This is a genomic window from Pseudoalteromonas sp. Of7M-16 (genome assembly GCF_022347805.1).
Classification (GTDB): Bacteria; Pseudomonadota; Gammaproteobacteria; order Enterobacterales; family Alteromonadaceae; genus Pseudoalteromonas; species Pseudoalteromonas luteoviolacea_F.
Genome location: NZ_JAKRFY010000005.1, coordinates 200,638 through 225,889, shown reverse-complemented (window position 1 = coordinate 225,889; position 25,252 = coordinate 200,638). Strand labels below are relative to the sequence as shown.

The 25,252-nt window shown below is 42.4% G+C and carries 19 protein-coding genes; 14 read left to right on the top strand and 5 right to left on the bottom strand.

Features of this window, described 5'->3' with window-relative positions; all coding sequences use genetic code 11:
* Positions 1–2 precede the first annotated feature (2 nt).
* Together MHN81_RS07380 and MHN81_RS07375 are read right to left on the bottom strand one after the other, a co-directional pair.
* Positions 3–944: a DUF58 domain-containing protein gene (locus MHN81_RS07380; RefSeq protein WP_023401553.1), complete on the bottom strand. Its 942-nt coding sequence runs from the start codon at positions 942–944 to the stop codon at positions 3–5.
* A 16-nt stretch (positions 945–960) separates the two neighbouring features.
* Entirely contained in the window at positions 961–1,917 is a 957-nt protein-coding gene (locus tag MHN81_RS07375; RefSeq protein ID WP_023401554.1) for a MoxR family ATPase, read from the bottom strand.
* Positions 1,918–2,209: 292 nt separating this feature from the next.
* On the opposite strand from MHN81_RS07375, the gene fadI reads away from it, so the two are divergent.
* From fadI to MHN81_RS07360, 3 genes are all read left to right on the top strand, one after another.
* Positions 2,210–3,520 carry an acetyl-CoA C-acyltransferase FadI gene (gene fadI, locus MHN81_RS07370; RefSeq protein WP_239425422.1) on the top strand — a complete coding sequence of 437 codons (1,311 nt, stop codon included), beginning with the start codon at positions 2,210–2,212 and terminating at the stop codon, positions 3,518–3,520.
* Entirely contained in the window at positions 3,521–5,623 is a 2,103-nt protein-coding gene (gene fadJ / locus MHN81_RS07365) for a fatty acid oxidation complex subunit alpha FadJ (RefSeq protein WP_239425421.1), read from the top strand. It begins immediately after the preceding gene.
* Between the two features lie 505 nt (positions 5,624–6,128).
* The gene (locus MHN81_RS07360; RefSeq protein ID WP_239425420.1) at positions 6,129–6,359 is read left to right on the top strand and encodes a hypothetical protein; all 231 of its coding nucleotides are present in this window, start codon (positions 6,129–6,131) and stop codon (positions 6,357–6,359) included.
* Positions 6,360–6,541: 182 nt separating this feature from the next.
* Here MHN81_RS07360 and MHN81_RS07355 read toward each other — a convergent pair whose 3' ends face one another.
* Positions 6,542–8,383 (bottom strand): S8 family peptidase, encoded by a 1,842-nt coding sequence (locus tag MHN81_RS07355; RefSeq protein ID WP_239425419.1) that lies wholly within the window; start codon positions 8,381–8,383, stop codon positions 6,542–6,544.
* Between the two features lie 379 nt (positions 8,384–8,762).
* Here MHN81_RS07355 and MHN81_RS07350 point away from each other — a divergent pair, with 379 nt between their 5' ends.
* The 11 genes from MHN81_RS07350 (at position 8,763) to MHN81_RS07300 (ending at position 22,941) form a co-directional block, all read left to right on the top strand.
* Entirely contained in the window at positions 8,763–10,160 is a 1,398-nt protein-coding gene (locus MHN81_RS07350; protein ID WP_023401558.1) for a TolC family protein, read from the top strand.
* Positions 10,147–11,463 carry an efflux RND transporter periplasmic adaptor subunit gene (locus MHN81_RS07345; RefSeq protein ID WP_239425418.1) on the top strand — a complete coding sequence of 439 codons (1,317 nt, stop codon included), beginning with the start codon at positions 10,147–10,149 and terminating at the stop codon, positions 11,461–11,463. Before MHN81_RS07350 ends, MHN81_RS07345 begins: the two co-directional genes overlap by 14 nt.
* Complete coding sequence (locus MHN81_RS07340; protein ID WP_239425417.1) at positions 11,460–14,564, top strand: efflux RND transporter permease subunit; 3,105 nt, start codon at positions 11,460–11,462, stop codon at positions 14,562–14,564. Before MHN81_RS07345 ends, MHN81_RS07340 begins: the two co-directional genes overlap by 4 nt.
* A gap of 465 nt (positions 14,565–15,029) precedes the next feature.
* On the top strand, positions 15,030–15,620 hold the full coding sequence (betI, locus tag MHN81_RS07335) for a transcriptional regulator BetI (protein WP_023401561.1): 591 nt from the start codon (positions 15,030–15,032) through the stop codon (positions 15,618–15,620).
* A gap of 1 nt (position 15,621) precedes the next feature.
* A complete protein-coding gene (gene betB / locus MHN81_RS07330) occupies positions 15,622–17,085 on the top strand; it encodes a betaine-aldehyde dehydrogenase (protein ID WP_023401562.1) in 1,464 nt (487 codons plus the stop codon).
* Between the two features lie 9 nt (positions 17,086–17,094).
* The gene (betA, locus tag MHN81_RS07325; RefSeq protein ID WP_239425416.1) at positions 17,095–18,747 is read left to right on the top strand and encodes a choline dehydrogenase; all 1,653 of its coding nucleotides are present in this window, start codon (positions 17,095–17,097) and stop codon (positions 18,745–18,747) included.
* 172 nt (positions 18,748–18,919) lie between these two features.
* Complete coding sequence (locus MHN81_RS07320) at positions 18,920–20,137, top strand: BCCT family transporter (RefSeq protein ID WP_023401564.1); 1,218 nt, start codon at positions 18,920–18,922, stop codon at positions 20,135–20,137.
* Positions 20,138–20,139: 2 nt separating this feature from the next.
* Positions 20,140–20,835: a TorF family putative porin gene (locus tag MHN81_RS07315; RefSeq protein ID WP_023401565.1), complete on the top strand. Its 696-nt coding sequence runs from the start codon at positions 20,140–20,142 to the stop codon at positions 20,833–20,835.
* Positions 20,836–20,983: 148 nt separating this feature from the next.
* Positions 20,984–21,538 (top strand): elongation factor P hydroxylase, encoded by a 555-nt coding sequence (locus MHN81_RS07310; RefSeq protein ID WP_023401566.1) that lies wholly within the window; start codon positions 20,984–20,986, stop codon positions 21,536–21,538.
* Positions 21,528–22,649: an ATP-NAD kinase family protein gene (locus MHN81_RS07305; RefSeq protein ID WP_023401567.1), complete on the top strand. Its 1,122-nt coding sequence runs from the start codon at positions 21,528–21,530 to the stop codon at positions 22,647–22,649. The genes MHN81_RS07310 and MHN81_RS07305 overlap by 11 nt, the downstream gene beginning before the upstream one ends.
* Before the next feature lie 13 nt (positions 22,650–22,662).
* Complete coding sequence (locus MHN81_RS07300) at positions 22,663–22,941, top strand: YfcL family protein (RefSeq protein WP_023401568.1); 279 nt, start codon at positions 22,663–22,665, stop codon at positions 22,939–22,941.
* Positions 22,942–23,001: 60 nt separating this feature from the next.
* On the opposite strand, the gene MHN81_RS07295 is transcribed toward MHN81_RS07300, so the two are convergent.
* Together MHN81_RS07295 and MHN81_RS07290 are read right to left on the bottom strand one after the other, a co-directional pair.
* Entirely contained in the window at positions 23,002–24,177 is a 1,176-nt protein-coding gene (locus tag MHN81_RS07295; protein ID WP_052027451.1) for a divalent metal cation transporter, read from the bottom strand.
* Positions 24,178–24,304: 127 nt separating this feature from the next.
* Positions 24,305–25,195 carry a LysR family transcriptional regulator gene (locus MHN81_RS07290; protein WP_023401570.1) on the bottom strand — a complete coding sequence of 297 codons (891 nt, stop codon included), beginning with the start codon at positions 25,193–25,195 and terminating at the stop codon, positions 24,305–24,307.
* Between the last annotated feature and the right edge of the window lie 57 nt (positions 25,196–25,252).

Sequence of the window (25,252 nt, the reverse complement as noted above, 5' to 3'; positions counted from 1 at the left end):
AGTTACCTAGAAAGCTGAGATTCTAATGGCGTATCGGCCGAGAAGTTGAGCATCGTCATGCCTGCGCGTTGCAAACGTTTTAACCGAGCACTAAAGACATCTTGCGCACGTTTGGCAAATTTGTCTCTGAATTGTTTGTCGCTTAAGGGTAAGGTCCATGCGCTATTGGTGCCTTGGACTTCGATTGCTTCACTGTATGCAGGAAGAGCATGCTCAAAAGGATCACTTACTTGGCAGCCTATTAACTCACAATGGCGACTCAAGCCTTCGAGTAATGAAAAGCTCTCATCATTTAACTCGGAAAAATCAGAAATGAGGTAAATTAAACTTCCCGGCTTTGCCAAATGCTTAAGGCGTTTCAGGTTATCATTAAAACGACTGGTGTTTTTATTGTCGCGGTTAACTAAGCTTGTTTCATGAACGTCACACAATTGGTGACAAAACGCGAGTACACCTTTGTCTCTGGCTGTTGGTTTGAGCTCATGGTGGCTGTGTTCAGAGAAGACCACGCCGCCTAACCTGTCGCCTCGTTGAGACGCCGACCAAGCGACGAGGGCACTCAAATGTGCTGCTTGTACGGACTTGAGCAGTAGTTGACTGCCAAATAGCATGCTATTTGATAAGTCTGTAAAGATAAAAACAGGGCGCTCTTTTTCTTCTTGATAGAGCTTGGTATGTGCTTCTCCTGTTCGCGCCGTGACGCGCCAGTCTATGGCGCGAATATCATCGCCATATTGGTATTGACGCACTTCGGCAAATTCCATACCTCGACCCTTATGCGGTGCGAGATATTGTCCCGCTTGCGCACTGCGAATATGACCTTTAGGTTTTAAGTCGAGAAGTCGAGATTTACTCTTGTAGTAGAGTAACTCTTTGAGCCCAAGTTCAACACCATTGCTATGGCAATTTGCAAACCAGCTTTGTATATCAATATTTGCTTTCATAGGTGGTGTTTAAACCTTAAGGTACGGGCACTAGCTCGAGAATGCGGCTGATCACTTGATCTTTGGTAATACCATCCGCTTGGGCTTCGTAGCTCAGAATAATACGGTGTCTCAGAACATCATGTAAAACGGCCTGGATGTCGTCTGGCGTGACAAAGTCACGTTGTTGCAACCAAGCGTGGGCACGGGCACATTTATCTAAAGCAATTGTCGCCCTTGGACTTGCACCTAGTTCAATCCAAGCGCCAAGTTGTGCGTCCAATTTGGCTGCTTCACGGGTTGCAATTATAAGTTGTACCAAATATTGCTCAAGCGGCTCGGCCAAATGTAGTTCTAGCACCTTCTTTCTTGCCTCGAATAACGTTTGTTGACTAATCGGGCTAAACTTCACCACTTCTGTACTTAGCGCTTCACCGCGTGTCAAACGGAGGATCTCTAACTCTGTTTGCGCTTGTGGGTAGTCAATATTGAGGTGTAATAAAAAGCGGTCTAGTTGTGCTTCTGGTAACGGATAGGTACCTTCTTGCTCTAACGGGTTTTGAGTCGCCATAACCATAAAGAGTTCAGGAAGTGGATAAGTTGTCTTCCCCACAGTGACCTGACGCTCTGCCATGGCTTCAAGTAAAGCTGATTGAACTTTAGCTGGTGCGCGGTTAATTTCGTCTGCAAGTACAAGGTTATGGAAAAGCGGGCCTTTCTCAAATACAAACTCACTGGTTTGTTGTCTGTAAATATCAGTGCCTGTTATATCTGCCGGTAACAAGTCAGGTGTAAACTGAACGCGTTGAAAGCTGCCTTCTATGCCTTTGGCGAGTGCATTCACCGCACGAGTTTTTGCAAGCCCTGGTGGGCCTTCAACTAATAGGTGGCCGTCTGCCAAAATTGCGATTAAAAGTGCTTCGGTTAAGTCAGGTTGACCTAAAATTTGGGTGTCTAAGTATTTTTTTAATTCAGTAAACTCATTAACTGCCATGCTTGTTTGTCCTTGTTATGACAAATTTGTTGCTTATTTATATGGATTGAAACGGAAAACTCAAGCTTTTGAGGTGGATTTTCACATTTTTCTTAGACCGTATTATTTGGTTTAGTTCCATATTTTTAATATATTTTTCAGACGCTTTTTGATTTGTTCAAAATTCACGCTAAGTTTAATTTGCGCTGTGATTTTACAGACAATTTCCATTTTTCTATTGGCAGAATGGATTCGGTTGTTTAGAATCGGATTAAAATAACAGGTCAGACCTGTCAGCGGGAGAGCAAAATTCATGTCTGAACAAAACATTCTAAAAACAATAAACGGAGACCGTATCGCTATTGTGAGTGGCCTACGTACTCCTTTTGCAAAACAAGCCACGGCTTACCACCACGTACCTGCACTAGACCTAGGTAAAACTGTGGTCAATGAAATGCTGGAACGCCTAAACATAGATAAAAAAGAAATCGACCAGTTAGTTTTTGGGCAAGTTGTACAGATGCCTGAAGCACCGAATATTGCACGGGAAATAGTACTTGGCACGGGTATGCCTGTATCCGTTGATGCGTATTCGGTTTCTCGAGCGTGTGCGACAAGCTTTCAAGCGGTTGCTAATGTTGCTGAGTCTATCATTGCAGGTCATACCGCTGTCGGTATTGCTGGTGGCGCGGACTCTTCTTCAGTATTGCCGATCGGTGTAAGCAAAAAACTAGCAGGTAGCCTAGTTGATTTAAACAAAGCCAGAACATTAGGCCAGCGTTTGAAGATTTTCTCTCAATTGCGCTTAAAAGATTTATTACCTGTTCCCCCAGCAGTTGCTGAATATTCAACGGGGTTGTCAATGGGTGACACAGCTGAGCAAATGGCAAAAACACACGGTATTAGCCGTGAAGAGCAAGATGCATTGGCGCACCGCTCTCACTCTTTAGCTGCAAAAGCTTGGGATGCAGGGCTATTGTCGCAAGAAGTTATGACCGCGCACGTAGAACCATATAAAGGTTTTATCGACAAAGATAATAACATTCGTGCTAACTCGTCACTTGAAGGGTATGCAAAACTTCGCCCTGTGTTTGACAGAAAACATGGCTCTGTGACCGCGGCTAATGCGACGCCTCTTACTGATGGTGCAGCAGCTGTATTGATGATGAGTGAAAGTAAGGCAAAAGCCCTAGGATATGAAATTTTAGGCTATGTGCGTTCATATGCGTTTTCTGCGATTGGCGTACATGAAGACATGCTCATGGGTCCAGCTCATTCAACGCCGTTGGCCCTAGATAGAGCTGGTATCGAATTAAAAGACCTTGACTTAATTGAGATGCATGAAGCGTTTGCAGCCCAAGCGTTGGCTAACGTCAAAATGTTTGCTTCAGATAAGTTTGCTCAAGAGAAACTTGGACGCAGTAAAGCAATAGGTGAGATTGATATGGACAAGTTTAATGTCAATGGTGGCTCTTTAGCTTATGGTCACCCATTTGCGGCAACAGGCGCGAGGCTTATCACTCAAAGCTTAAATGAATTAAAACGCCGAGGTGGTGGGCTCGCATTGACAACAGCTTGTGCGGCTGGTGGATTGGGTGCAGCATTTGTATTGGAGAGTGCATAAATGTCAGTATTTAGTTATGAATTAAACAGCCATAAAGTTGCATTGGTAACAATTGATGTGCCGGGCGAAAAAATGAATACATTACGTGATTCCTTCGCCGATGAGTTGCTCGAAATTCTTGAAAAAGGAAAAAAAGATGACGTAACTGGTATGGTGTTTGTCAGTGGTAAATCTGACAACTTCATTGCAGGTGCAGACATCAAGATGCTTGACAATGCGCATACACGAGAAGATGCATTGCGCCTATCAGAAATGTGTCAGCAGGCATTTTTTAAAATGAAGGCACTGCCTTTCCCAACAGTCGCGGCCATCCATGGAGCAGCTTTAGGCGGCGGGTTGGAGTTTGCATTAGCGTGTGACTATCGCGTGTGTACAAATGATGACAAAACAAAGTTGGGCTTACCAGAAGTGCAACTTGGTTTGTTACCCGGTGGTGGCGGTACACAACGCTTGCCTAAGTTGGTGGGTATCCAAAAAGCGCTGGAATGGATGCTAACGGGTAAACAAGTGCGCGCAAAACAAGCTGCAAAAGCTGGTCTGGTCAATGAAAGTGTTCCGCACAGCATTTTGATGGATGTCGCGGTCAAACTTGCTCGAAAAGGTAAGCCAAAGGCTCGCAAGCCAAAGCTAGATAAACTCAGTCAATTGCTTGAATCCAATCCATTTGGCCGAAATATTATCTTCAAAAAAGCACAAGATAATGTCGAGAAGAAGACTGGGGGTCACTATCCGGCTCCACTTGCAATCATTAAGGCAGTAAGGGCGTCTGTCGAATTAGATGAATTAAAAGCATACAAAACTGAAGCGGAAGGCTTTGCAGATCTTGTAATGACAGATGTGTCACGCTCTTTGCGTGGAATTTTCTTTGCTACCACAGAGATGAAAAAAGAGTGGCAAAGTGACGACAAGACAAGCATCGCACGTGCTGCAGTTTTAGGTGGCGGTTTGATGGGGGCGGGGATCACCCATGTTAGTGCTGCAAAAGCAGGCGTACGAGTACGTATTAAAGATGTAGCGCATCAAGGGATCAGCAATGCCCTAAACTACAGCTACAAGATTTTATCTAAAAAGCAAAAACGCCGTATTTTATCTAAAGCCGAAATGCAATCGACCATGAACAGCATCACTGGCACGACAGATTACAGTGGTTTTGAGCATGTTGATATTGTCATTGAAGCTGTTTTCGAAGATCTTGCATTGAAGCAGGGTATGGTTGCAGATATTGAGCGTGAGTGTTCAGAGTCAACGATATTCGCCAGTAATACTTCATCGCTGCCAATTGCACAAATTGCAGAAAAAGCTGAGCGCCCTGAGAATGTGATTGGATTACATTACTTCTCCCCAGTAGAGAAAATGCCGTTGGTTGAGATTATCCCTCATATGAGTACGTCTCAAGAAACCATAACAAAGACAGTGAACTTTGCACGAAAGCAGGGTAAAACACCGATTGTAGTGAAAGATAAAGCAGGCTTTTATGTGAATCGTATTTTGGCACCGTATGTAAATGAAGCTGCTAATCTACTGCTTGCCGGTGAACCAATTGAGAAAATCGATCAAGCACTTGTAGAGTTTGGCTTTCCGGTTGGGCCTCTTGCACTACTCGATGAAGTCGGCATTGATATTGGGTCTAAAATAGCGCCAATTCTTGAAAAAGAGCTTGGTGATCGTTTCAAAGCGCCAAATGCATTTGAACGTATGATAGACAATAAACGCCTAGGTAGGAAAACTGGACGCGGTTTTTATTCTTATGAAGGGAAAAAAGGCAAGACTGTCGACGAATCGGTTTATGCTTTGTTAGGGATCACGCAGGCTCCACGTTTGAATAAGCAAGAAATTGCTAACCGCTGTGTTGCGCAGATGCTAAATGAAGCATCTCGATGTTTAGATGAAGGGATTATCGCCTCTGCTCGAGATGGCGATATTGGTGCAATTTTTGGTATTGGCTTCCCACCATTCTTAGGCGGTCCATTTAGCTACATGGATAAACGCGGTATCAATAAAGTGTGTTCAGAGTTGTCTACTTATGCAACTGAAAACGATGTATTCACGCCATCAGAGCCGCTGAAAGCGAAAGCGGAAGCAGGCGAAGCATACTATAGTTAATCCTCTTAATTAGGAAATACCAACTGAGTTTGGTATTTCCTCACGTCTTATACTTATTTTTCATCTGAAAATATTAATATTTTCTTATATGGGAAGAAGTCTTCACAGTAACTTTATATTTTCTTAAGTAGCTCCTTAACTTATTAAGTTATTACTAATTTTTTCATTGTGGCTTCTATAAGTTGGTGAACCAATCAAATTAACCTTGAATATAAATCAATAGGATGGCGTTTGTTTTTGTATTATTTTTGAATGGCTCTTTTGGCTTTTTAATCAGAATTTCAAGGGCGTGTTTTTAATTAATGATTTCAAAAGTTGCAATGAGTTGTTGCCAATTTAAGTAGTGTTTTACAGATTTCTATTCGCATTATTGGTTAATAATCGCTGCTAATATACTCTACTCAAATAAATGCAATTACATACAAGAGTTTGGCTAATATTTTAAGTCAAACCATAGTTGCTCTTAATGAAATTGCTCCATATTCATCAAAAAGGATTTAACACTATGAAGTTACTTGCAAAAATAGCTTTTGCGGTATTACTATGCGGATCTGCTAATGCTTCTGCTGCAGAGTTTGTCACAACCTTTACTTTTGGGCCATATAAATCAACGACAACCACTGCTGTGATTGCACAGTGGAGGAAGTTAGCTAATTCAACTAATAGTCCTTCTGTGCGTTGTTTTCAGATGGATATAGGACCTGGTTGGAAATGCTATGCATCTGGTTATGCTTGATTAAGGTTTTTACGCTGTTCTTAAATAGAAAATCTGTGAATTAAAAGCAGTAAGGTTAACTAAAGTTATAAGCGAAGAAGTTATAAATTCGAAGTGTTTAACCTATACTATACTTTTATCAGGTAAGAATTTAAACTGGAACGCAAAAAGGGCTATCGTAATAGCCCTTTTTGAGTCAATGATTAATGACCGTAGAACGTAATGCTCCAGCCAGTTAACTGACCTGGTTTAGTATTGTTAGGTTGTACTTTATCGCCACGTTGTGGAATAACCGTTTTTGAACCTTCAACAAATTTACCTGTGCCTAGGTCGTATACTCTTTCAGACCATGAGTCTTTTGCATTTGTATCGATGATACGTAGTTTCCAATCACCTTTTGCTGACTCACCATAGAAATGGTTCGAAAGGATCACATTGTCATTGAACTGATTGCCTTCGATGTCTGTACCAGCGGTTAAAATGACACTGCGCGTGTTACTAGGTGAAATAAGCTCAACAGATAAGTCCCCAAGACGCTCATGATCTAAGCTTAAGTGTACACGAACGGCTTCAACTGTTAGGTCATCAGTTTGTGTGTGAACTGATTCAGTACCAGTGAAATCGCCATCGTAAATAAACGCGTCTGCTTTTACCGGCACGTCATATGACTTGATTTGTAGGTCACCTAGGATAGGACCTGTTTGTAGTGCTTTTTCAACTGCCGCATCTACATTAACCAAACCAAAACCATAGTCATAATGGAACGCGTGACCTGCACCATTCACTTGCCAGCTTGGGATAGCTTCGTAATCACCAATCATGCGAGGTTGTGCATCAGCATCTACTTTTGTTGCAGTAGTGATCATTAGGTGTCTTACATCACGCCAAGATAGCTGGTGGTTTGCCGACATGATAAGTGCAACCGCGCCAGATAGAGCAGGTGCTGCAGCTGAAGTACCATTCATGTTAAATGCGTACATTGGCTCTTCACATTGTGTTTCCGTTGCATCTGTGCACCACTTAGGTAGAGCTGTGGTCACTGTCGCAGGGCTATAACGTCCCCATTCACCAGCTGGCGCTGTTAATAACACCGCTGAACCACCTGTAGAATAAGCCGCTAAATTACCTTTTGCATTCAGTGCAGAAACCGTTAAGTTCCAGAAATTGGCATTTGTCGGATCTGCAATTGACGCGTCATATGCTGGTAGTGCATAGCCATTAGGGTAAATTAGTGTCAAAAGACCATTGTCTCTGTCTAGCCAACGACCACCAATGTAGTGGCTATTACCTGCTGATTTAACAGCCATTGCACCACGACCACCGTGACTCTCCGTTACTGCTCTTTTAGTTACAGCGTCAATATCATCAAAGAATGCACGGTAATCACCATAGATGCTAGCGTCAGAAAATGAATAACCGATACTTTGGTTGATAACGCGCGCGTCTGTGAGTTTATTCATAGGTTGAACAGCACCATCCATATCCATAACAGAGCGGATGGCAAGCGTGCGGCTGTTAATATTGCTTTCTTTACCTATGTAGTTTACACCTGTCAGCGTGGCATTCGGTGCTACTCCTCGGCCACCTTGGCCGTTGTATGCAGCAGCTGCCGCGATCCCAGCAACTTTTGTACCGTGGTCGTCAATACTCAGACGGCCTCTTGATTCGTACTGATAGATGTAAGGGTTAGGATTAGGCGTGTTGCCTTGTACCACGTTTGGCGCAAGGTCTGGGTGGTAGGTAGCAAGGCCATCATCAATAACAGCAATATTGATCCCTTGACCCAAAATACCACGGCGATGTGTAAAGTCTAAGTTCAAATCAATACCTGCCACTCCAGGAGTAATTGCACCAGCAGATTGGCCCGTGTTTTGAAGGTGCCATTGATGAACAACAAGAGGGTCGCCATCAGCCAGTTTATAAGTGTATTCCCAGACATGTTTTGTCGGGTCATATTCTTGCACACTATTATCAAATGTTTGTGCGCTTGCTTGCCCAAGTGCTAATAGTAAACCGGCGGTAACAATATTTAATTTATTATTCATTATATATTTCCAATCTGTTGAATCGTTCACGTTAATAAACAAGCAGATTGATCAAGAAATAACAGTTCGAATGAAAAAAATATTTCGATTATCTATATTCCAAGAGGTTATATTTAATAATTAAAATACTTTATAAGTTGATTTTTATTTTCTCCGATAAAAGTTTCCACACCTAAGCTTGAATTCCTGAACAGCATACTGTTGCCATCTAAAAACGATTAAAACTGATCTATAAGAGGCTCACAATGGTATGAATGCTGTGCTTTTACGCTCATGGAGTTGGTGTAATGTAAGTCTATGTAAAGTTCATTGAGGACGTGCAATTTCACACAGTACACTAAAATAGAATAGTAGAGTTGAGCCTATAGGAATTGTAATAATGTGGCTAAAAACCTCGTTGGCGATAGCATTGTCGAGCTTACTACTCGGTTGCCAATCGACGCATCAAATTGACGAAGAGTATCGTTCAAAATTAAAAATACCCGCGTCGTGGAAGTATCAACATACAAGCGGCCCTGTAAAACCAAGTTGGCTGGAGCAAATTACCGAACCTCAAGTACATCAATTGGTAACAACTGCATTGAGCAGTAACTTGGTTTTGTTGCAGCAGGCCATAGACATAGACGTTGCGAAGCAGCAGTTGGTTGTCAGTGGCAGTGCGCTGTGGCCAACACTCGATATATCACTTGATAGCGTGAGGCGTAAATCGTCGTCTAACACCTTTTCAACTGAACATGCACTTGATCTTAAAGTTGGCTATGAGCTTGATCTTTGGGGCAAACTGAGTGAAGAAGAACGGCAAGCCAATCTTACAGTGATGGCGAGTTTGGCAAATTATGAGCAGCAAACACATAATTTGGTCGCAGATGTCGTAATTAGCTGGTTTGCTGTCATAGAAGGGCAAACTCAACAGCAATTGTTAAATGATCGTTTGGCTGTGGTTGAGCAAAACTTGGACATCATTGAGTCTGGGTATAGGCAAGGTCTTAACAGTGCACTCGATGTTTATCTCGCTCGCACAGAGCTCAACAATGAGCAAGCAAAATTAGCGCAACAGAAATCAGTGGTAGAGACTCGGGTTCGAAAGTTGGAGCGTTTGGTAGGAGAGTATCCAAGTGGAATGTTAGCTGTTAACGCGCCACTGCCGCTGTTAGATTCAACGCTTTCAACGGGCGTACCATCTACATTGGTTAGCCGCAAGCCCGCGCTATTGGCTAGCTGGTATCAGCTATTAGCACAAGATGCTGCGCTAGCTTTTGCTCACAAACAGCGTTTCCCAAGTCTAAAATTGAGCGCCGGTTATGGACCCAGTGGCGAGCAACTTGACGATGTATTGTCTTTTTCTGCGGCTGGTTGGTCACTGTTATCGAGTATTTCTGCGCCGCTATTTAATGCGGGCAAACTGGCTGCGAGGGAAGAAATCGCCAGAGCCCAGCTTAAGTCGCTGGAGCTTCAATACTTGAACAACCTGCAAGAAGCGTTTAGTGATGTTGAAAATGGTATCAGCGCGGAAGTTGCGCTGAAAAAGCGCTATCAAGAAACCTTAATCGCAGAAAAAAACGCTCAGTTAGCTGAGCAACTTTCATTTGAACAATATCAAAAAGGCTTGGTGAGTTACACCACGGTATTAGATGCGCAAAAACGTGCATTTGATGCAAAGAGCAGCCTCATTTCTATCAAAAACGAGTTAATTAAAAATCGAGTTGAACTGCACCTTGCATTGGGTGGTGATTTTCAGCAAACAGAGCCTAAGGATGTAAACAATGACATTGGCTAAACGAATAATCTTACCTGTAGCTATACTGACAATGTCTGTTCTACTGGTTGTATTTATTACTTCTAATCCGCCTCAAGCAAAAAGAGGTAAGAGTAAAGCGCAGGCGCAAATGGTGGTGGATTTTGAAGTGATACAAGCAAAACCGTTTGCTATGGCACTTGATAGTTATGGGGTTGTTAAGCCGCGTACACAAAGTGTATTGGTTGCACAGGTTTCAGGTGAAATCAGCTTTATTAGCAATAGCTTCAGAGATGGTGGTTTTTTTGAAAAAGGGGAACTGTTATTACAAATTGATGATAGAGATTATCAAGCAGAAGTTCAGGTTGCCAAAGCCGCATTACTCGGCGCTAAACAAAGTTTATTAGAAGAGCAAGCAAGGGGGAAGCAAGCACAAATTGACTGGCAACGCTTAGGTGATGGTGGGCAGGCCGGTGAGCTTGTGCTCAGAAAGCCGCAGTTAGAAGCGCAAAAAGCAAATGTATTGTCCGCTCAAGCCAAATTGACTAAGGCCGAGTTAGCGTTAGAACGCACACGTATCCTAGCCCCATTCGCGGGTCGCATTTTAAATAAGAAGGTTGATTTAGGACAGGTTGTTTCTAGTAATAGCCAACTAGCTGAAATCTATGCGACGGATTATGTAGAAATAAGGCTACCCATAAACAATCGAGACTTGGCATTTATGCGTTTGCCTGAGCATTACAGAGACAGTGACGACCACATAAACAGCCTGTCTGTTACTTTGTATTCGGATTTGGTCAAAGCCCAGCAATGGCAAGGTAAAATCGTCCGTACAGAAGGCGCAATTAGTGAGTTGTCACAGCAGTTGTACGTGGTCGCACAAATAGACGATCCATTTTCTGTTAATCAACAAGGTGACTTTGCGATTAAGATTGGCCAATACGTTAATGCAAAAATTGAAGGAAAAACCCTAGAAAATGCCATTACCATACCAAGCAGCGCCATTTATCAAGGCAGCTACGTGTATGTACTAGATGAGCAGAACTTACTTATGCGTAGAGATATTTCGTTGGCGTGGCAAAACGATGAGTTTGCGATTGTGCGCTCCGGAATTAGTGAGGGAATGCGTTTAGTAACGACGTCTTTGGGGCAAGTAAGTTCGGGTACACCTGTTGCACTGCGCAATGATCAAGGTGAGCAAGGGTCGGCTTTTGAATCCCCAAAGTGGCAGCAACTTACAGACAAACAAAAGCGTAGATTGAAAAAAATAGCAGCGGAGCGCGGCGTAAGCATTAAGCAACTGCTTGCAGAGCGAGAGCGCCAAGCTCGGGAGACTGGGATATGATAGCCTGGTTTACACGCAACCCCGTCGCAGCAAACTTATTGATGCTATCAATATTGTTTGGTGGTTTGTTTGCTATGTCGACCAAGATCCCGCTGGAAGTATTCCCTTCTTTTGAAACAGATAGAATTAGCATCAGCATGTCATTGCGCGGTGCAACCCCTGAAGATGTAGAGCAGGGAGTGTCTATTCGTATTGAAGAGGCTGTACAAGACTTAGAGGGCATAAAACAAATTTCTAGCCGCTCTTCAGAAGGCGGCGCCAATGTAAATATTGAAGTTGACAACGGCTATGACCCAAGAGAAATGTTGGCGGATGTAAAAAGTCGGGTTGATGCCATAAATACCTTTCCAGCAGATGCGGAAAAGCCAGTAATATCACTTGCTGAGCGCAAGCGTGATGTCATCACAGTCACGGTCGCTGGGAGTTATTCTGAAAAGGAAACGCGAGAGTTCGCCGAGCAGGTTCGAGATGACTTGTTGCGTATTGAAGGGGTGACGCAAGTTGATTTAGACGGTGTGCGTGATTATGAAATTGCCATTGAACTTAGCCAAGACAAACTGAGGCAATACAATTTAACGATAAAGCAGGTGGCGAATTTAATTGGCCAATCTAGCGCAGATATTTCTGCGGGTAACCTAAAATCCTCTGGTGGCGATATTTTACTTCGCTCAAAAGGGCAGGCTTATCGTAAAGATGAGTTTGCGAGCATTCCAATTAAGACAAATACAGACGGTTCCGTTTTATACTTGTCTGATATTGCAAATATTATTGATGGCTTTGAAGAAACACCAGTGCGCACGCGATTTAATGGTAAGCAAGCTGCGTTTATAGAGGTCTATCGCATTGGCCAACAAAGTGCTATTGAGGTTGCGGATAAAGTTAAAGCGTATATCGAACAACGCCAAGAGACCTTGCCAAAAGGTTATGAGTTAAGCTATTGGGATGATGATTCAGTCATAGTAAAAAACCGTATTTCGACCTTAACTTCTAATGCACTGCAAGGTGGCATATTGGTGTTGGCACTGTTGACACTATTTCTGCGCCCAGCCATTGCGTTTTGGGTCTTTATTGGTATTCCCGTGTCTTTCATGGGGGCATTTTTAGCAATGCCATTTTTTGGCATAAGTCTCAATATTATGAGTCTGTTCGGTTTTATTCTCGTGCTTGGGATAGTGGTTGATGATGCAATTGTCACAGGAGAGAATATTTATACACATCTTAATAGCTCAGAGTCGGGAGAAGAGGCGGCGATAAGGGGCACGCAAGAAGTTGCGACTCCTGTAACTTTTGGTATTTTGACTACTGTTGCTGCATTTTTACCGTTGGCATTTATCGATGGTGCAAGGGGCGCTATTTTTGCGCAGATCCCAGCTGTTGTGATCCCTGTTTTGTTAATGTCCTTGGTTGAGTCAAAATTTGTCTTACCTGCTCATTTAAAAAACCTAAAACCACGTAAAAATGCTCAGCAACCAAGCCGCTTTAGTGCTTTTCAGCAACGGTTTGCAGATGGTTTTGAGCGCGGGATCCTCAAGTATTATCAACCAATATTAAAAGTGGCAATATCACACAAAATGGCCACCTTAAGTGGATTTATTGGCGTATTTTTGGTGATTTTAGCGCTCATCATGAGTGGTTGGACTAAGTTTATTTTCTTTCCTCGTATTCCCAGTGAGACAGTGCGCGCTAACTTGACACTACCAACAGGTACGCCATTTGAGGTAACCGCCAAATATATCGATTTAATGTCTGATAAAGCTCAGGTTTTAAAAGAAAAATATGTTGACCCTGACACCGGGGAAAGTGTTATCACGCATATTTTAGCAACAACAGGTGGACGCGGTGGGGCGTCTAATTCAGGCCGAGTTCGGTTTGAGATAACACCGCCTGAAACTCGTTCATTGCGTGTTGACTCTCGTCAATTGGTGAGAGAGTGGCGGGTATTGATTGGTACGATCCCGGGTGCAGAAAGTTTGACGTTTAGGGCTGAAATTGGCCGCTCGAGTGATCCAATTGATGTGCAGTTGACTGGTACTTCCTTGGCTGTGTTGAAAGAAGCCGCTGAGCAAGTCAAAGCGAATTTGGCGACTTTCCCAACTGTGTTTGATATTACAGATAGCCTGAGTGATGGCAAAGAAGAGTTGCAAATTGAACTCACAGCGCAAGGGAAGGCACTTGGTTTGACTCGTACGGAAGTGTCAAATCAGATCCGCAGTGCATTTTTTGGTGCTCAAGTGCAACGGATCCAGCGAGGCCGTGATGATGTGCGTGTGATGGTGAGGCTGCCACTATCTGAGCGCAGCAATCTAGCAACGCTTAATACGTTATTGATCAATATCGAAAATCAAGGTGCTGTTCCGTTAAATCATGTGGCAACGTTAACTCCCGGACAAAGTCCTTCGAGTATCTATCGAATAGATAGATATAGAACCGTGAATATTACCGCTGATATTGAAAAGGAAAACACCAATATGACTGTGTTACAGGAGGAGTTAAAGGTCTTTTTAGATCAGCTAGTTGCACAATATCCTGGCGTAACACACTCCCTGGAGGGGGAGGCCAAAGAGCAAAGGGAGTCATTTGGCTCACTGGGTTGGGCGCTGCTTTTTGTCTTTTTCATCATTTATACGCTGCTCGCTATCCCATTTAAATCCTATGTTCAGCCGTTAATTGTAATGAGTGTGATCCCTTTTGGTTTGATTGGCTCTGTGATTGGTCATTGGATCATGTCAATGGAGCTGACCATTATGAGTTTACTGGGTATGCTGGCCTTAATTGGTGTTGTGGTAAATGACTCCTTGGTACTTGTTGACTACATCAACAAACAAAGAGCGAAAGGTGCTGAACTAATGAACGCTGTGCTTAGAGCGGGGGCTGCGAGATTTAGGCCTGTAATGCTTACAAGTATCACAACCTTTTTTGGCTTAATGCCACTGTTGTTTGAGCAGCAAACTCAAGCTCAGTTTTTAATTCCAATGGCGGTGTCTTTGGGCTTTGGCATCATATTCGCTACGCTAATTACCCTTATCTTAGTGCCGGTGAACTATTTACTGGTAGAGCGCATAAAAGCATTCGGAAGCCGATTGAGCTACAGAACAGCGTAATTCTATGTTGTGTCGCATGGTCACATATTTATTTTTCGGTAAAGCTGTGACCATGCGACTATGTGACGAGCCAAAGTGAGCTCGTACGAACTCGCAATTCCTTGTTTTTCTCATCATTTCCCTTTTCGACATTTTTTATCTCTAGGTTGCAGTGTCATTTCGCTATGCGCATCTGGACTTTTATACAGAGAAAATTAAAAGTTCATATTGAAATCTAATAGTTTGAGGGCATGATATTTTTGGTGTTTTTGGGTACAAAAAATAAAGATGTGAAACAATCAGTATCACATTTGAAAATATTCAATGTAAATTAAAAACAATAAAAACAGATGTTTATGGTTATGTTTATTGATTTTTTGTTCTTTGTGAAGATTCCATTAACTTGCCGTGTGAGAAATTTCATATTGTTATAATAGTTAGAGCTCTATATAATTTATATTAATTGAACGTTCAATTAAAAATATTATGCCTAAAGTTGGAATGGAACCGATACGTCGTCAACAACTAATTGAGGCGACGTTAGAGTCAGTTGCGGAGCTTGGTTTACACGCGACTACGATTAACAGTATTAGTAAACGAGCAGGGTTATCTTCTGGGATAATTAGTCACTATTTTGGTGGTAAGCAGGGCCTAATCGAGGCCACTGTTCGATATTTACTTACTAGCTTAAAAACCAGTTTGATATCTAAAGCACATTCAAATTGCGATGCAAAAGCGCGACTGATGTTCATCGTTGAGGCGAATTTTTCTGTCGTACAGCAGCAAACAAGTGCGACAAAAACTTGGCTGAGTTTTTGGGCGCAGTCGATGCATGATGAACAGTTGCATCGGCTACAAAGGATCAATTCTAAGAGACTTTACAGTAACTTATCTTATTCTTTCTTTGCCCTTCTCGACAAAGAGGATGCACGAAGAGCTGCGAAGCTGAGCGCAGCAATGATCGATGGCTTGTGGCTTCGAGCAGTGCTTAGTAAAGCAAATGAAACAGCGTTCGCAGAAGCTGAACAGTTGGCAAAGCAATATATCTTATCTCTAATTTCGTCTCGTGGAGTCTAAAATGACCGCAGTGGTTTATCAAAATTTTATTCATGGCGCTTTTGTCGCTAACCAATCAAAAGAAACATTTCCGGTTGTAAATCCTGCGACTGATGAAGTGATGTATCACGTTGAGGTTGCCGATGAATATATTCAAAAACAAGCAATTGGCAGTGCTCAGCAAGGTTTTGCAAAGTGGTCGGCAATGACGCCAGTTGAACGCAGTAGGATACTCAATAAAGCTGTATATTTACTGAGAGAACGAAATGATGAGCTGGCGAAAGTTGAGGTGTTAGACACCGGTAAGCCCATTCAAGAAGCTGACTGTGTAGATATTCAAACCGGTGCGGATGTTATCGAATACTTCGCAGGTCTTGCTCCTACGCAAATGGGCGCACAGCAACCTGTAGGGGAAGATTTTTTTTATACTCGTCAAGAACCGCTGGGTATATGTGCAGGAATTGGAGCTTGGAACTATCCATTGCAAATTGCTTGCTGGAAGTCTGGTCCAGCTCTTGCTGCAGGTAACTCACTGATTTTCAAACCATCAGAAGAAACCCCTTTAGGGGCGATTAAACTAGCAGAAATTTTTATTGAAGCGGGTATGCCTGCAGGTGTGTTCAATGTTGTACAGGGCGCAGCCAAAGTAGGTGAATGGCTATCAACACACCCTGATATAGAAAAGGTATCTTTTACCGGCGAAGTTGGGACCGGGAAAAAAGTAATGCAAAGTGCAGCATCAAATTTGAAAGATGTCACAATGGAACTTGGTGGTAAATCACCTCTAATTGTATTTGATGATGCCGATATATCTGAAGCGGTTAGTGCAGCAATGCTTGGCAATTTTTACACACAAGGTGAAATTTGCACAAACTGTACACGTGTTTATGTACATAAAAACATATATCAGGAGTTTTTGACTGAACTTAAAACACGTACAGAGCAAAATATTGTTGCAGGAGATCCCCTTGATCCTAATGTAAACCTTGGAGCGCTTATTTCGAAAAAGCACCAACAGTTGGTGCTAGATTACATTGAACAGGGAAAACAAGAAGGTGCGACGTTGTTAACCGGTGGTCATGCACTTAAACCTGAGTCAGCACCGAACGGATACTTTGTTGCTCCGACCGTGTTTATTGATTGCTCAGATGAAATGACTATTGTCAAAGAAGAGATTTTTGGCCCAGTTATGAGTGTGCTTGTTTTTGAGGATGAAGATGAAGTTATTGCCAGAGCCAATGATACCGAGCTAGGTTTAGGTGCTGGTGTTTTTAGTCTTAATATCCAACGTGCACATCGTGTCATCCATCAGCTTAAAGCTGGTATTTGTTGGATCAATAGCTACGGTAATTCACCTGCCGAAATGCCTGTAGGAGGCTATCAGCAATCGGGAATAGGCAGAGAAAATGGAGTTGAAACGCTTAATAACTATACTCAGACAAAGTCTGTTTATGTAGGTATGAGCAAAATCGACAGCCCATTTTAAGGGGGCCTCATGTCAACGTTTGATTATATTATTGTTGGTGCAGGTTCTGCGGGCTGTGTGTTGGCCAATCGTTTATCTGAAAACCCCAAAAACAAAGTTTTGCTATTAGAAACTGGTGGTTCAGATAAAAGTATTTTCATCCAAATGCCAACGGCATTGTCAATTCCGATGAATACCGATAAGTATGCGTGGCAGTTTCATACTGAAGCTGAGCCATATTTAAACAATCGAAAGATGCATTGCCCTAGAGGCAAAGTACTCGGCGGGTCATCCTCCATCAATGGCATGGTTTATGTCCGTGGTCATGCCAAAGATTTTGATGAATGGGAAGCTCATGGGGCAAAGGGGTGGAATTATCAAGCTTGCCTACCTTACTTCAAAAAGGCTGAGACTTGGCTTAAAGGAGAAGATGATTACCGTGGTGGCAATGGAGAACTGGGCGTAAACAATGGAAATGAAATGGCCAACCCTTTATACGGCGCTTTTATAAAGGCGGGTGAGCAAGCGGGTTACCCCGTCACCGCTGATTACAATGGAGAGCAGCAAGAAGGTTTTGGGCCAATGCACATGACTGTAAAAGGCGGCTATCGCAGTTCTACTAGTCGAGCTTATTTGGACCCTGTTAAAAGTCGGAAGAATCTTACGGTATTAACAGGCGCATTGGTGAATAAGGTACTGCTGGAAGACAAAAAAGTAACTGGTGTTAGATATACGTATAAAAGTCAAAATGTGACCGTACAGGCTAGCAAAGAGGTTATCTTAAGTGCCGGGCCAATAGGATCTCCGCATATTTTGCAACTGTCGGGTATTGGTGATACCAAAACGCTCGAAAGTGCAGGGGTGGAGGTGAAACATCACTTGCCAGGTGTAGGCTTAAATTTACAAGATCATTTAGAGTTCTACTTTCAATACAAATGCAAGCAGCCCATTACACTCAATGGTAAGTTGGGCTTGTTTTCAAAAGGTTTAATCGGGGCACAGTGGTTGTTGAACAAGTCTGGTTTGGGCGCAACCAATCATTTTGAGTCTTGTGCGTTTATTCGTTCTAAGGCGAGTGTTGAATGGCCCGATATTCAGTATCACTTTTTGCCAGCTGCGATCCGTTATGATGGAAGGTCAGCATTTGAAGGTCATGGTTTTCAGGTCCATGTCGGACATAACAAACCAAAAAGCCGAGGCTCCGTGCTAATACAGTCAAAAGACCCAAAAGTCTCTCCTAAGATCCAATTTAACTATTTACAGCATCAAGATGATATTGAAGGGTTTCGCGCATGTGTACGTTTGACTCGTGAGATCATTTCACAGCCCGCTTTTGACGCATATCGTGATGGAGAAATTCAGCCGGGAGAGCATGTTCAAAGCGATCAAGAGATCGATGAATTTGTGCGTCAAGCAGCAGAGAGTGCATACCACCCATCTTGCTCATGTAAGATGGGTGATGATGACATGGCAGTTGTCGACTCACAAACTCGTGTACACGGTTTAAAGGGTCTAAGAGTCGTCGACTCATCTATTTATCCAACCATACCAAATGGCAACTTGAATGCACCAACAATCATGGTTGCAGAGAAAGCGGCCGATTTAATCTTAGGTAACAAGCCTTTACCAATTGCCAATGCTAGTGCGCATATTCATCCCAATTGGCAAGAACAACAGCGCTAGTTTGTTCATTCTCACCTGATGCTTGGCCACCAAGGCCGGGCACCTGTTTGCTTAGGTGAGTGCATCACTAACATTGCAAAAGTTAGGTTGTGTCAGTCAGGCAAACAAAACAATAACAACCTTATACGGGAAAAAAAAATGAGTTATTTTTATTTATTTTGGGAGGGCGACAATGACCATTTGGCTTAGTGCAGGTGTTCTTTTTACCCTACTTTCTATCGCTTTTATCCTATACAAATGGGGCAGTGTTCAAGTTGTTGGTGTCACACCCGTAAAAACATTTACTTTTATTGCAATATTGTTCACCTCGGGGCTTGATGTTGGTTTGATCATGTTCCCACTAACCGAGTTTGCTGGTTACGCAGACATAAACACAAGCCCAGAATATGGATTTACCAACCCATTGGCTATTGAATTTGGCTACTGGGGCTTTTTGATCTGGGGGTTTTATTTCCTTACCTGTTTTTATTTCTGCGTAATTGAACCTAAAGTTCAGTTTTTTGAAATTCCATTGGTGAAGCTAGTTAACAATGTTGTCATTGTGGGTACGTGTGCATTCACAGCCTATTTGTTACTGTCTAATTTGCCATGGTACTTACCAAGTGTGGGAGATGGTGAGTCCATAGTAACTTCATTCTATTTTATTGTCTTTGTTGCTATTTCGTTGGCAGTGTATTCAAGCACTGACATTAAATACGTAAAGTTGCTCAGTGTTTCGACAGCGTGGGTTTTTATTGGACTTATCGTCTTACTTTGGTTAAATGCATTTGTATTTGGAGATAGCACTGTTAGTAATTACTTCAGTAATTTAGCGCTAATGAGTGACTATTTTGCAAATATGCATCAGTTTGTATTACCTCTCAATGATTATCACGAATTCTACTTATTTTGGTGGTTTGCATGGAGCATTATGATAGGTCAATTTACGGCACGCTTTGTAGGCGGATTAAAAACTTATCAAGTACTCGCGGCCATGCTTGTGTTTCCATCTATCCCGATTGCAGCATGGTTTGCCGTATTGTACCACTACCATGAAGCCGGAATCGCAACCGATGGATTAATTAACTTTGCAATGGTGTTTGTGGGTGTGGTGTTTGTTATCAATTCCTTGGATTCACTTGTCAGACTGTACACCGATAACTTAAACCTAACAGTTAAACGGTTAGGAAAGCGTAACTATATATTGCTCAATATTATCTCGTTGTCATTATTGACGCTTTTATTTCAGTTGAATTTTCTACAAATCCAATGGGTTGGGGCGATAGTTATTGCTATATTTTTTGCGTGTTTTGGGTTTATCCTCAGCAAAAAGATGCAAATGGTCCGTAAGATTCAGAGCTCGCCTGAAGATAACAAAATCGATTTTAATAAGATAAAAACAGTTAGTTAATTATGAATATTTCAAAAAAAGCGCATCTACTTCCACTACTTTTATGTTCTAACTTGGCGATGGCAGACTGGAGTACAACTGTGACAGCTGCGTCCGATTATACCTTCAATGGTGTAAGTCAGACGCAAAACGACCCGGCTATTCAAGGGAGTTTGGACAAGGCATTTGATAACGGCGTATATGCTGGCTCTTGGGCATCTAATGTCGACTTTGGTGATACAGATATTGAGTGGGACTTTTATGTTGGTAAGTTTATAGAGCTCAACACACTGTGGAGTGCTGACTTTGGTATTGCTTATTACACATATCATGGCGCGAGCGAGTCAAATGACGGAAACTATCCAGAAGCTTATGCTAAATTTGGCTATGACAATGCTTTGGGCAATACTGAATTTAACTTTTGGTACAGCTGGGACTACTTCGGTTCAGGCGCGGGCCATACAATAGCTATGATAGCTCATACAGTTGAAGTTGCTCCTAACCATGCTATAAAAGCGAGCTTTGATGTATCCAATTCTCTAGATGGAGAAAAATGGTTGTGGAAGGAAAATGATAAATCATATCATCACTATCGATTAGCCTATCAAACAAGTATTGATGAGTTTAATCTTGAAGTAGCGGCAGAAAATACGAGTTTAGATATTGATACAGCAGATGAAAGGGTCGTTGTTTCTGTATCTCGTTCATTTTCCATGTAACCAGCTAAGTAAATTTAACACCAAGGAAGGTGTTTAAAGGTAGCAAAAGACGTGTTTAAATTAGGGTTTTACAGCCGCATCTTTTTACTTTCATGCCAAAAGTACGTACAATCTCCCGCCATTGAATGACCGCGCTCTAATTGCGTTTATGCACCAAATATCTGATCTCAAAAATATATTCGACACACAGTTTGCGGCCACGCACAATACGCGTTTGGTCAAAGGTGACGATGAGCCAATTTATCTACCCGCCGACGAGCAGTGCTCATTTCATCAAGTGGTTTTTGCCCATGGTTTTTATGCCAGCGCATTACATGAAATTGCCCACTGGCTTGTCGCTGGTGAAGCGAGACGTTTACTAGAAGATTATGGATATTGGTACTGCCCAGATGGTCGAGACAAGGCCAAACAAGCAGAATTTGAAAAGGTTGAGGTTAAACCGCAAGCCATCGAGTGGGCGCTTAGCGTCGCAGCTGGTTTCGATTTTAATGTATCGGTAGACAACTTAAACGGCGAACAAACATGTCGATTTAGCTTTCAAAAGCGAGTGCATGAACAGGTATTACTGCTGCTAGAGCACGGTTTTAATGCGCGTACCGAGCAACTGCTTAGCGCTTTGTCGAGGTTTTATAACACGCCTTGGCCTTTGCAGCAGGCACAGTTTTCATGGGATTGTCCACAGGAGTTAGAAAATGTCATTTAAACTCGGATTAATTGTAAATCCAGTTGCAGGATTAGGGGGCTCCGTTGCCTTAAAGGGCAGCGATGGCGCAGACACAGCGCAAAAAGCATTAGCTTTGGGGGCTGAACCGAAATCCAATAACCGCACAAAACTTGCTTTGGAGCAATTGATACCATTTAAAGACAATATTGCTATTTTCACTGTTTCAGGAGAAATGGGCGAGCGCATCGCGGGCGAGTTGGGCTTTGAAACGCACGTTGTATATCATGCTGATGATGAAACGACACCACAAGATACTGAAATAGCGGCCCAAAAGCTTATAGAGCAGGGCGTTGATCTTATTTTGTTTGCTGGTGGTGATGGCACGGCAAGAAATATTTGTGCTGTGGTTGAAGACAAAGCCCCAGTGCTAGGTGTTCCTGCGGGATGTAAAATTCACAGTGGTGTTTATGCCATTACACCTAAAGCGGCTGGTCGAGTTGTCGAAATGCTGATTAAAGGCGAGTTGGTCACTTTGGCTGAAGCCGATGTGATGGACATAGATGAAACCGCTTTTAGACAAGGCACTGTCAAGGCTAAGCGCTACGGTGAAATGCAAGTACCCAGTGAAGTTCGTTTTGTCCAAAGTGTTAAAAATGGCGGTAAAGAAAGCGACGAACTGGTCCTTGCCGACATTGCGGCTTATGTGATCTCTGAGATGGATGAAGATCAGAGGTACATTATGGGCTCCGGCTCTACAGTAGAAGCTGTCATGGAGGAATTGGGCCTAGAAAACACTTTATTAGGTGTCGATCTGGTTCAAGATCATGAACTGCTGGGTCAAGATTTGACCGCAGCGCAATTACTTGAGCTTACCCAAGGTCATCAGACTAAACTCGTGATCACATTAATCGGTGGCCAAGGCCACATTTTTGGGCGAGGTAACCAGCAGCTGAGTCCTGAGTTAATCAGGCAAATTGGCAAAGAGAATATTATTGTGGTTGCGACAAAACGCAAGCTACAAGCATTAAATGGCCGTCCGCTCATTGCAGATACGGGCGATCAAGCACTTGATGATGAGTTAAGTGGATATATTAAAGTCGTCACAGGGTACAATGACCATGTGATGTATGCCGTTGGGCATCAAGAATAAGTGAGGAGACGGAATGTCATTTGAAACCTATGTAGAGGCTGCACAGCAGTTTTTTGATGAATTAGTTGACCGTGCAGATGATGATGAGCTGTTTGCTGGTGGTTATTTACGTGGTCATTTTGACTTAGCAGTCGGGTACGCACAAGTTGAGGAGCTTGATCTTCAACCTCAAGAATTAAACAGCAAAATTGAAGAGAGCCTGGTTAAAGCGTATCGAAATGGCGAATTAACAGATGAAGACAAAGAGCATGTTGTCAGCATTTGGGAGCAAGTAAAAGCGCTTGCCGCTTAATCTTTTAACACTCATGACTTAAAAGTCATGAGTGTTACCCCTTGCGGCATTCTCTTCCAATTACAATACCCAGCGCCAAACTACAAACAGCATTGAAAATGACACCAAATAGAATAAACCTAGTGTAGCTAGTACTTTAACTGCTTTTGGTTGTGAGTCATAAATCTCTCCTTTGATCAAAGACAAATTGAGCCAAGCAAAAAATGGGGTGGTCAAAAATGCCATAGTCATGGCAAACATCAGCATATCTTTTAGGTTGCCTTTGAAGAATAAGACAACCACCATACCAAGGGCTGATTGCAAGCCAATTATCAGAGACAAGCTATATTTCTTCTCGTGTGGTTTTATGACTTTTATAGCTTCATCCAATGTTCGTGCGTAGCCATCTAATACGGCAAGTGTCGTACCAAACATACATAAAAAAGCCACCACAGCGATAAGCCAACGAGACCATTCTCCGATAGTCAGAGCATACATATCAATAAGTTGTTTTGAAAATGCGACACCTGCCAATTCAATTTTCTGTTCTTGGCCATATTGCAGCATCACGCCGAGTATGAAAAACATCAACGCGAGCCCTAACGTTAAAGCGTAGCCGAGGTTGAAATCAAATAGGCTTTGTTTTTTGGTGAGATTGCTTGTTCTCAATTTACTTTTCAACCACAGAGAGTTGATGGCTGATATTTCAATAGGTGCAGGCATCCAACCCATCAATGCCACCATAAATCCCAGTAATGCAAGTTCATAGGGAGAAGGCGCAATTTGCGGAGTCGGATGTGCAGGCCCGTTTGCCAGCGCCACTACCAGCGCAGCTGTTGTTGCTATACATAGAAATGCCATAATTACTTTGCTAGCACTGTCTAGTAGCTTGTAATGGCCAAAAATGAGTATGCCTAAACAGACAAACAAAAGCCCAAAACTCAAGGTGGTTAATGCCAAGTCACCGGGCAAGATATATTGTAAGAGCGCTGCTGTTAACAGCAATACACCGGCTGTGTTTACCACCGCAGCGAGTAAATTGATGATAAAAAACAGATAGAAAAGAGAGGGGTTCTTGTCTTTGTAACCACGTACTAAGCTCTGTTTGCTATGTATTGTATATTCAACACCAAAACGAAAAAATGGATACTTGAGCACATTGACGATGATGATAAGCCACAACAGCTGCCAACCAAATAATGCGCCAGCCTGTGTTGCTGCGACGAGATGAGAGCCACCTACGGCCGCCGTCGCCATTAAAATACCGGGACCTAACGACTTACTTTTAGAAATAATGCCTGATAACACGTTGTTTCCTTGTTTTTGTTTGCTATGTTAGCGCGTGAAAAAAATTATCCAAGTGAAAACTTTATGATACAGCTTGTTAATTTTTATTATCACAGTTGGTTTGTTCGAAATATGCTCTAACAAATTGAATAAAAGTTCTGAGTTTATGCGCAGGTTGTGCTGTTTGTGGGTAAAACAAATACATGCCGTTACTGCGTTTTTCTATAAATTCATCTAACACGGATATTAGCTTTCCTGCTTTAAGCTCTTGTTTCACAAAGTAGTCAGCGATGCGGATAAGTCCTACATTTTGCAGCGCGTATTGTTTCACCAAGTTATTATCATTTGTTGAAAGCCATCCCGTAACGGAAATAGACTGTTCCTTAAAAGGCCATTGCTTTTGTTGATTGACCACAATACATGTGTGGTGGGCTAAATCTAATGGTGTAGTTAAGCAGTCTGCCTCACTTAAATAGTTAGGCGAGGCTGCGATAATATGTTGATAGTCAAAAAGTTTTATGGCAACCATATCTTGAGGAGGAGATACAGTGGCTCTAAAGGCTACGTCATAGTCTTTGACGTTTAAATTGTGTGTGCGGTAACTTGCATCAATTTCAAATTCTATCTCACGGTAGCGCTTTTTAAATTCACAGCAGATCTCGCTCAGGTAAACTTGTGCAAACATGCGCGGAGCGGTGATACGAATGACCCCTGATATTTCGTCATTATTTACACTTCTTTCGAGTTCAAATAACTGGGCTCGGATCAATTTACCTTGCTCATATACTTGCACACCATATTGAGTCAGTTTCACATTTCGAGTCGTTCTTACTAACAGAGGCGTGTTTAATACCTGCTCAAATCGCTTTATTTTTTCAGATAATTGTCCTTTAGAGATCCCAAGAGCGAGTGCTGCCTTGGTATAACTAAGCTCCTCTGCCAATTTGACAAAAAGCAGCAGCAATTCAATGCGCTTATGCTCATTCACTTTTACTATCCTAAAATTCATTGTTTACTATTTTGAACAAAGAGTTCTTTTTTTATC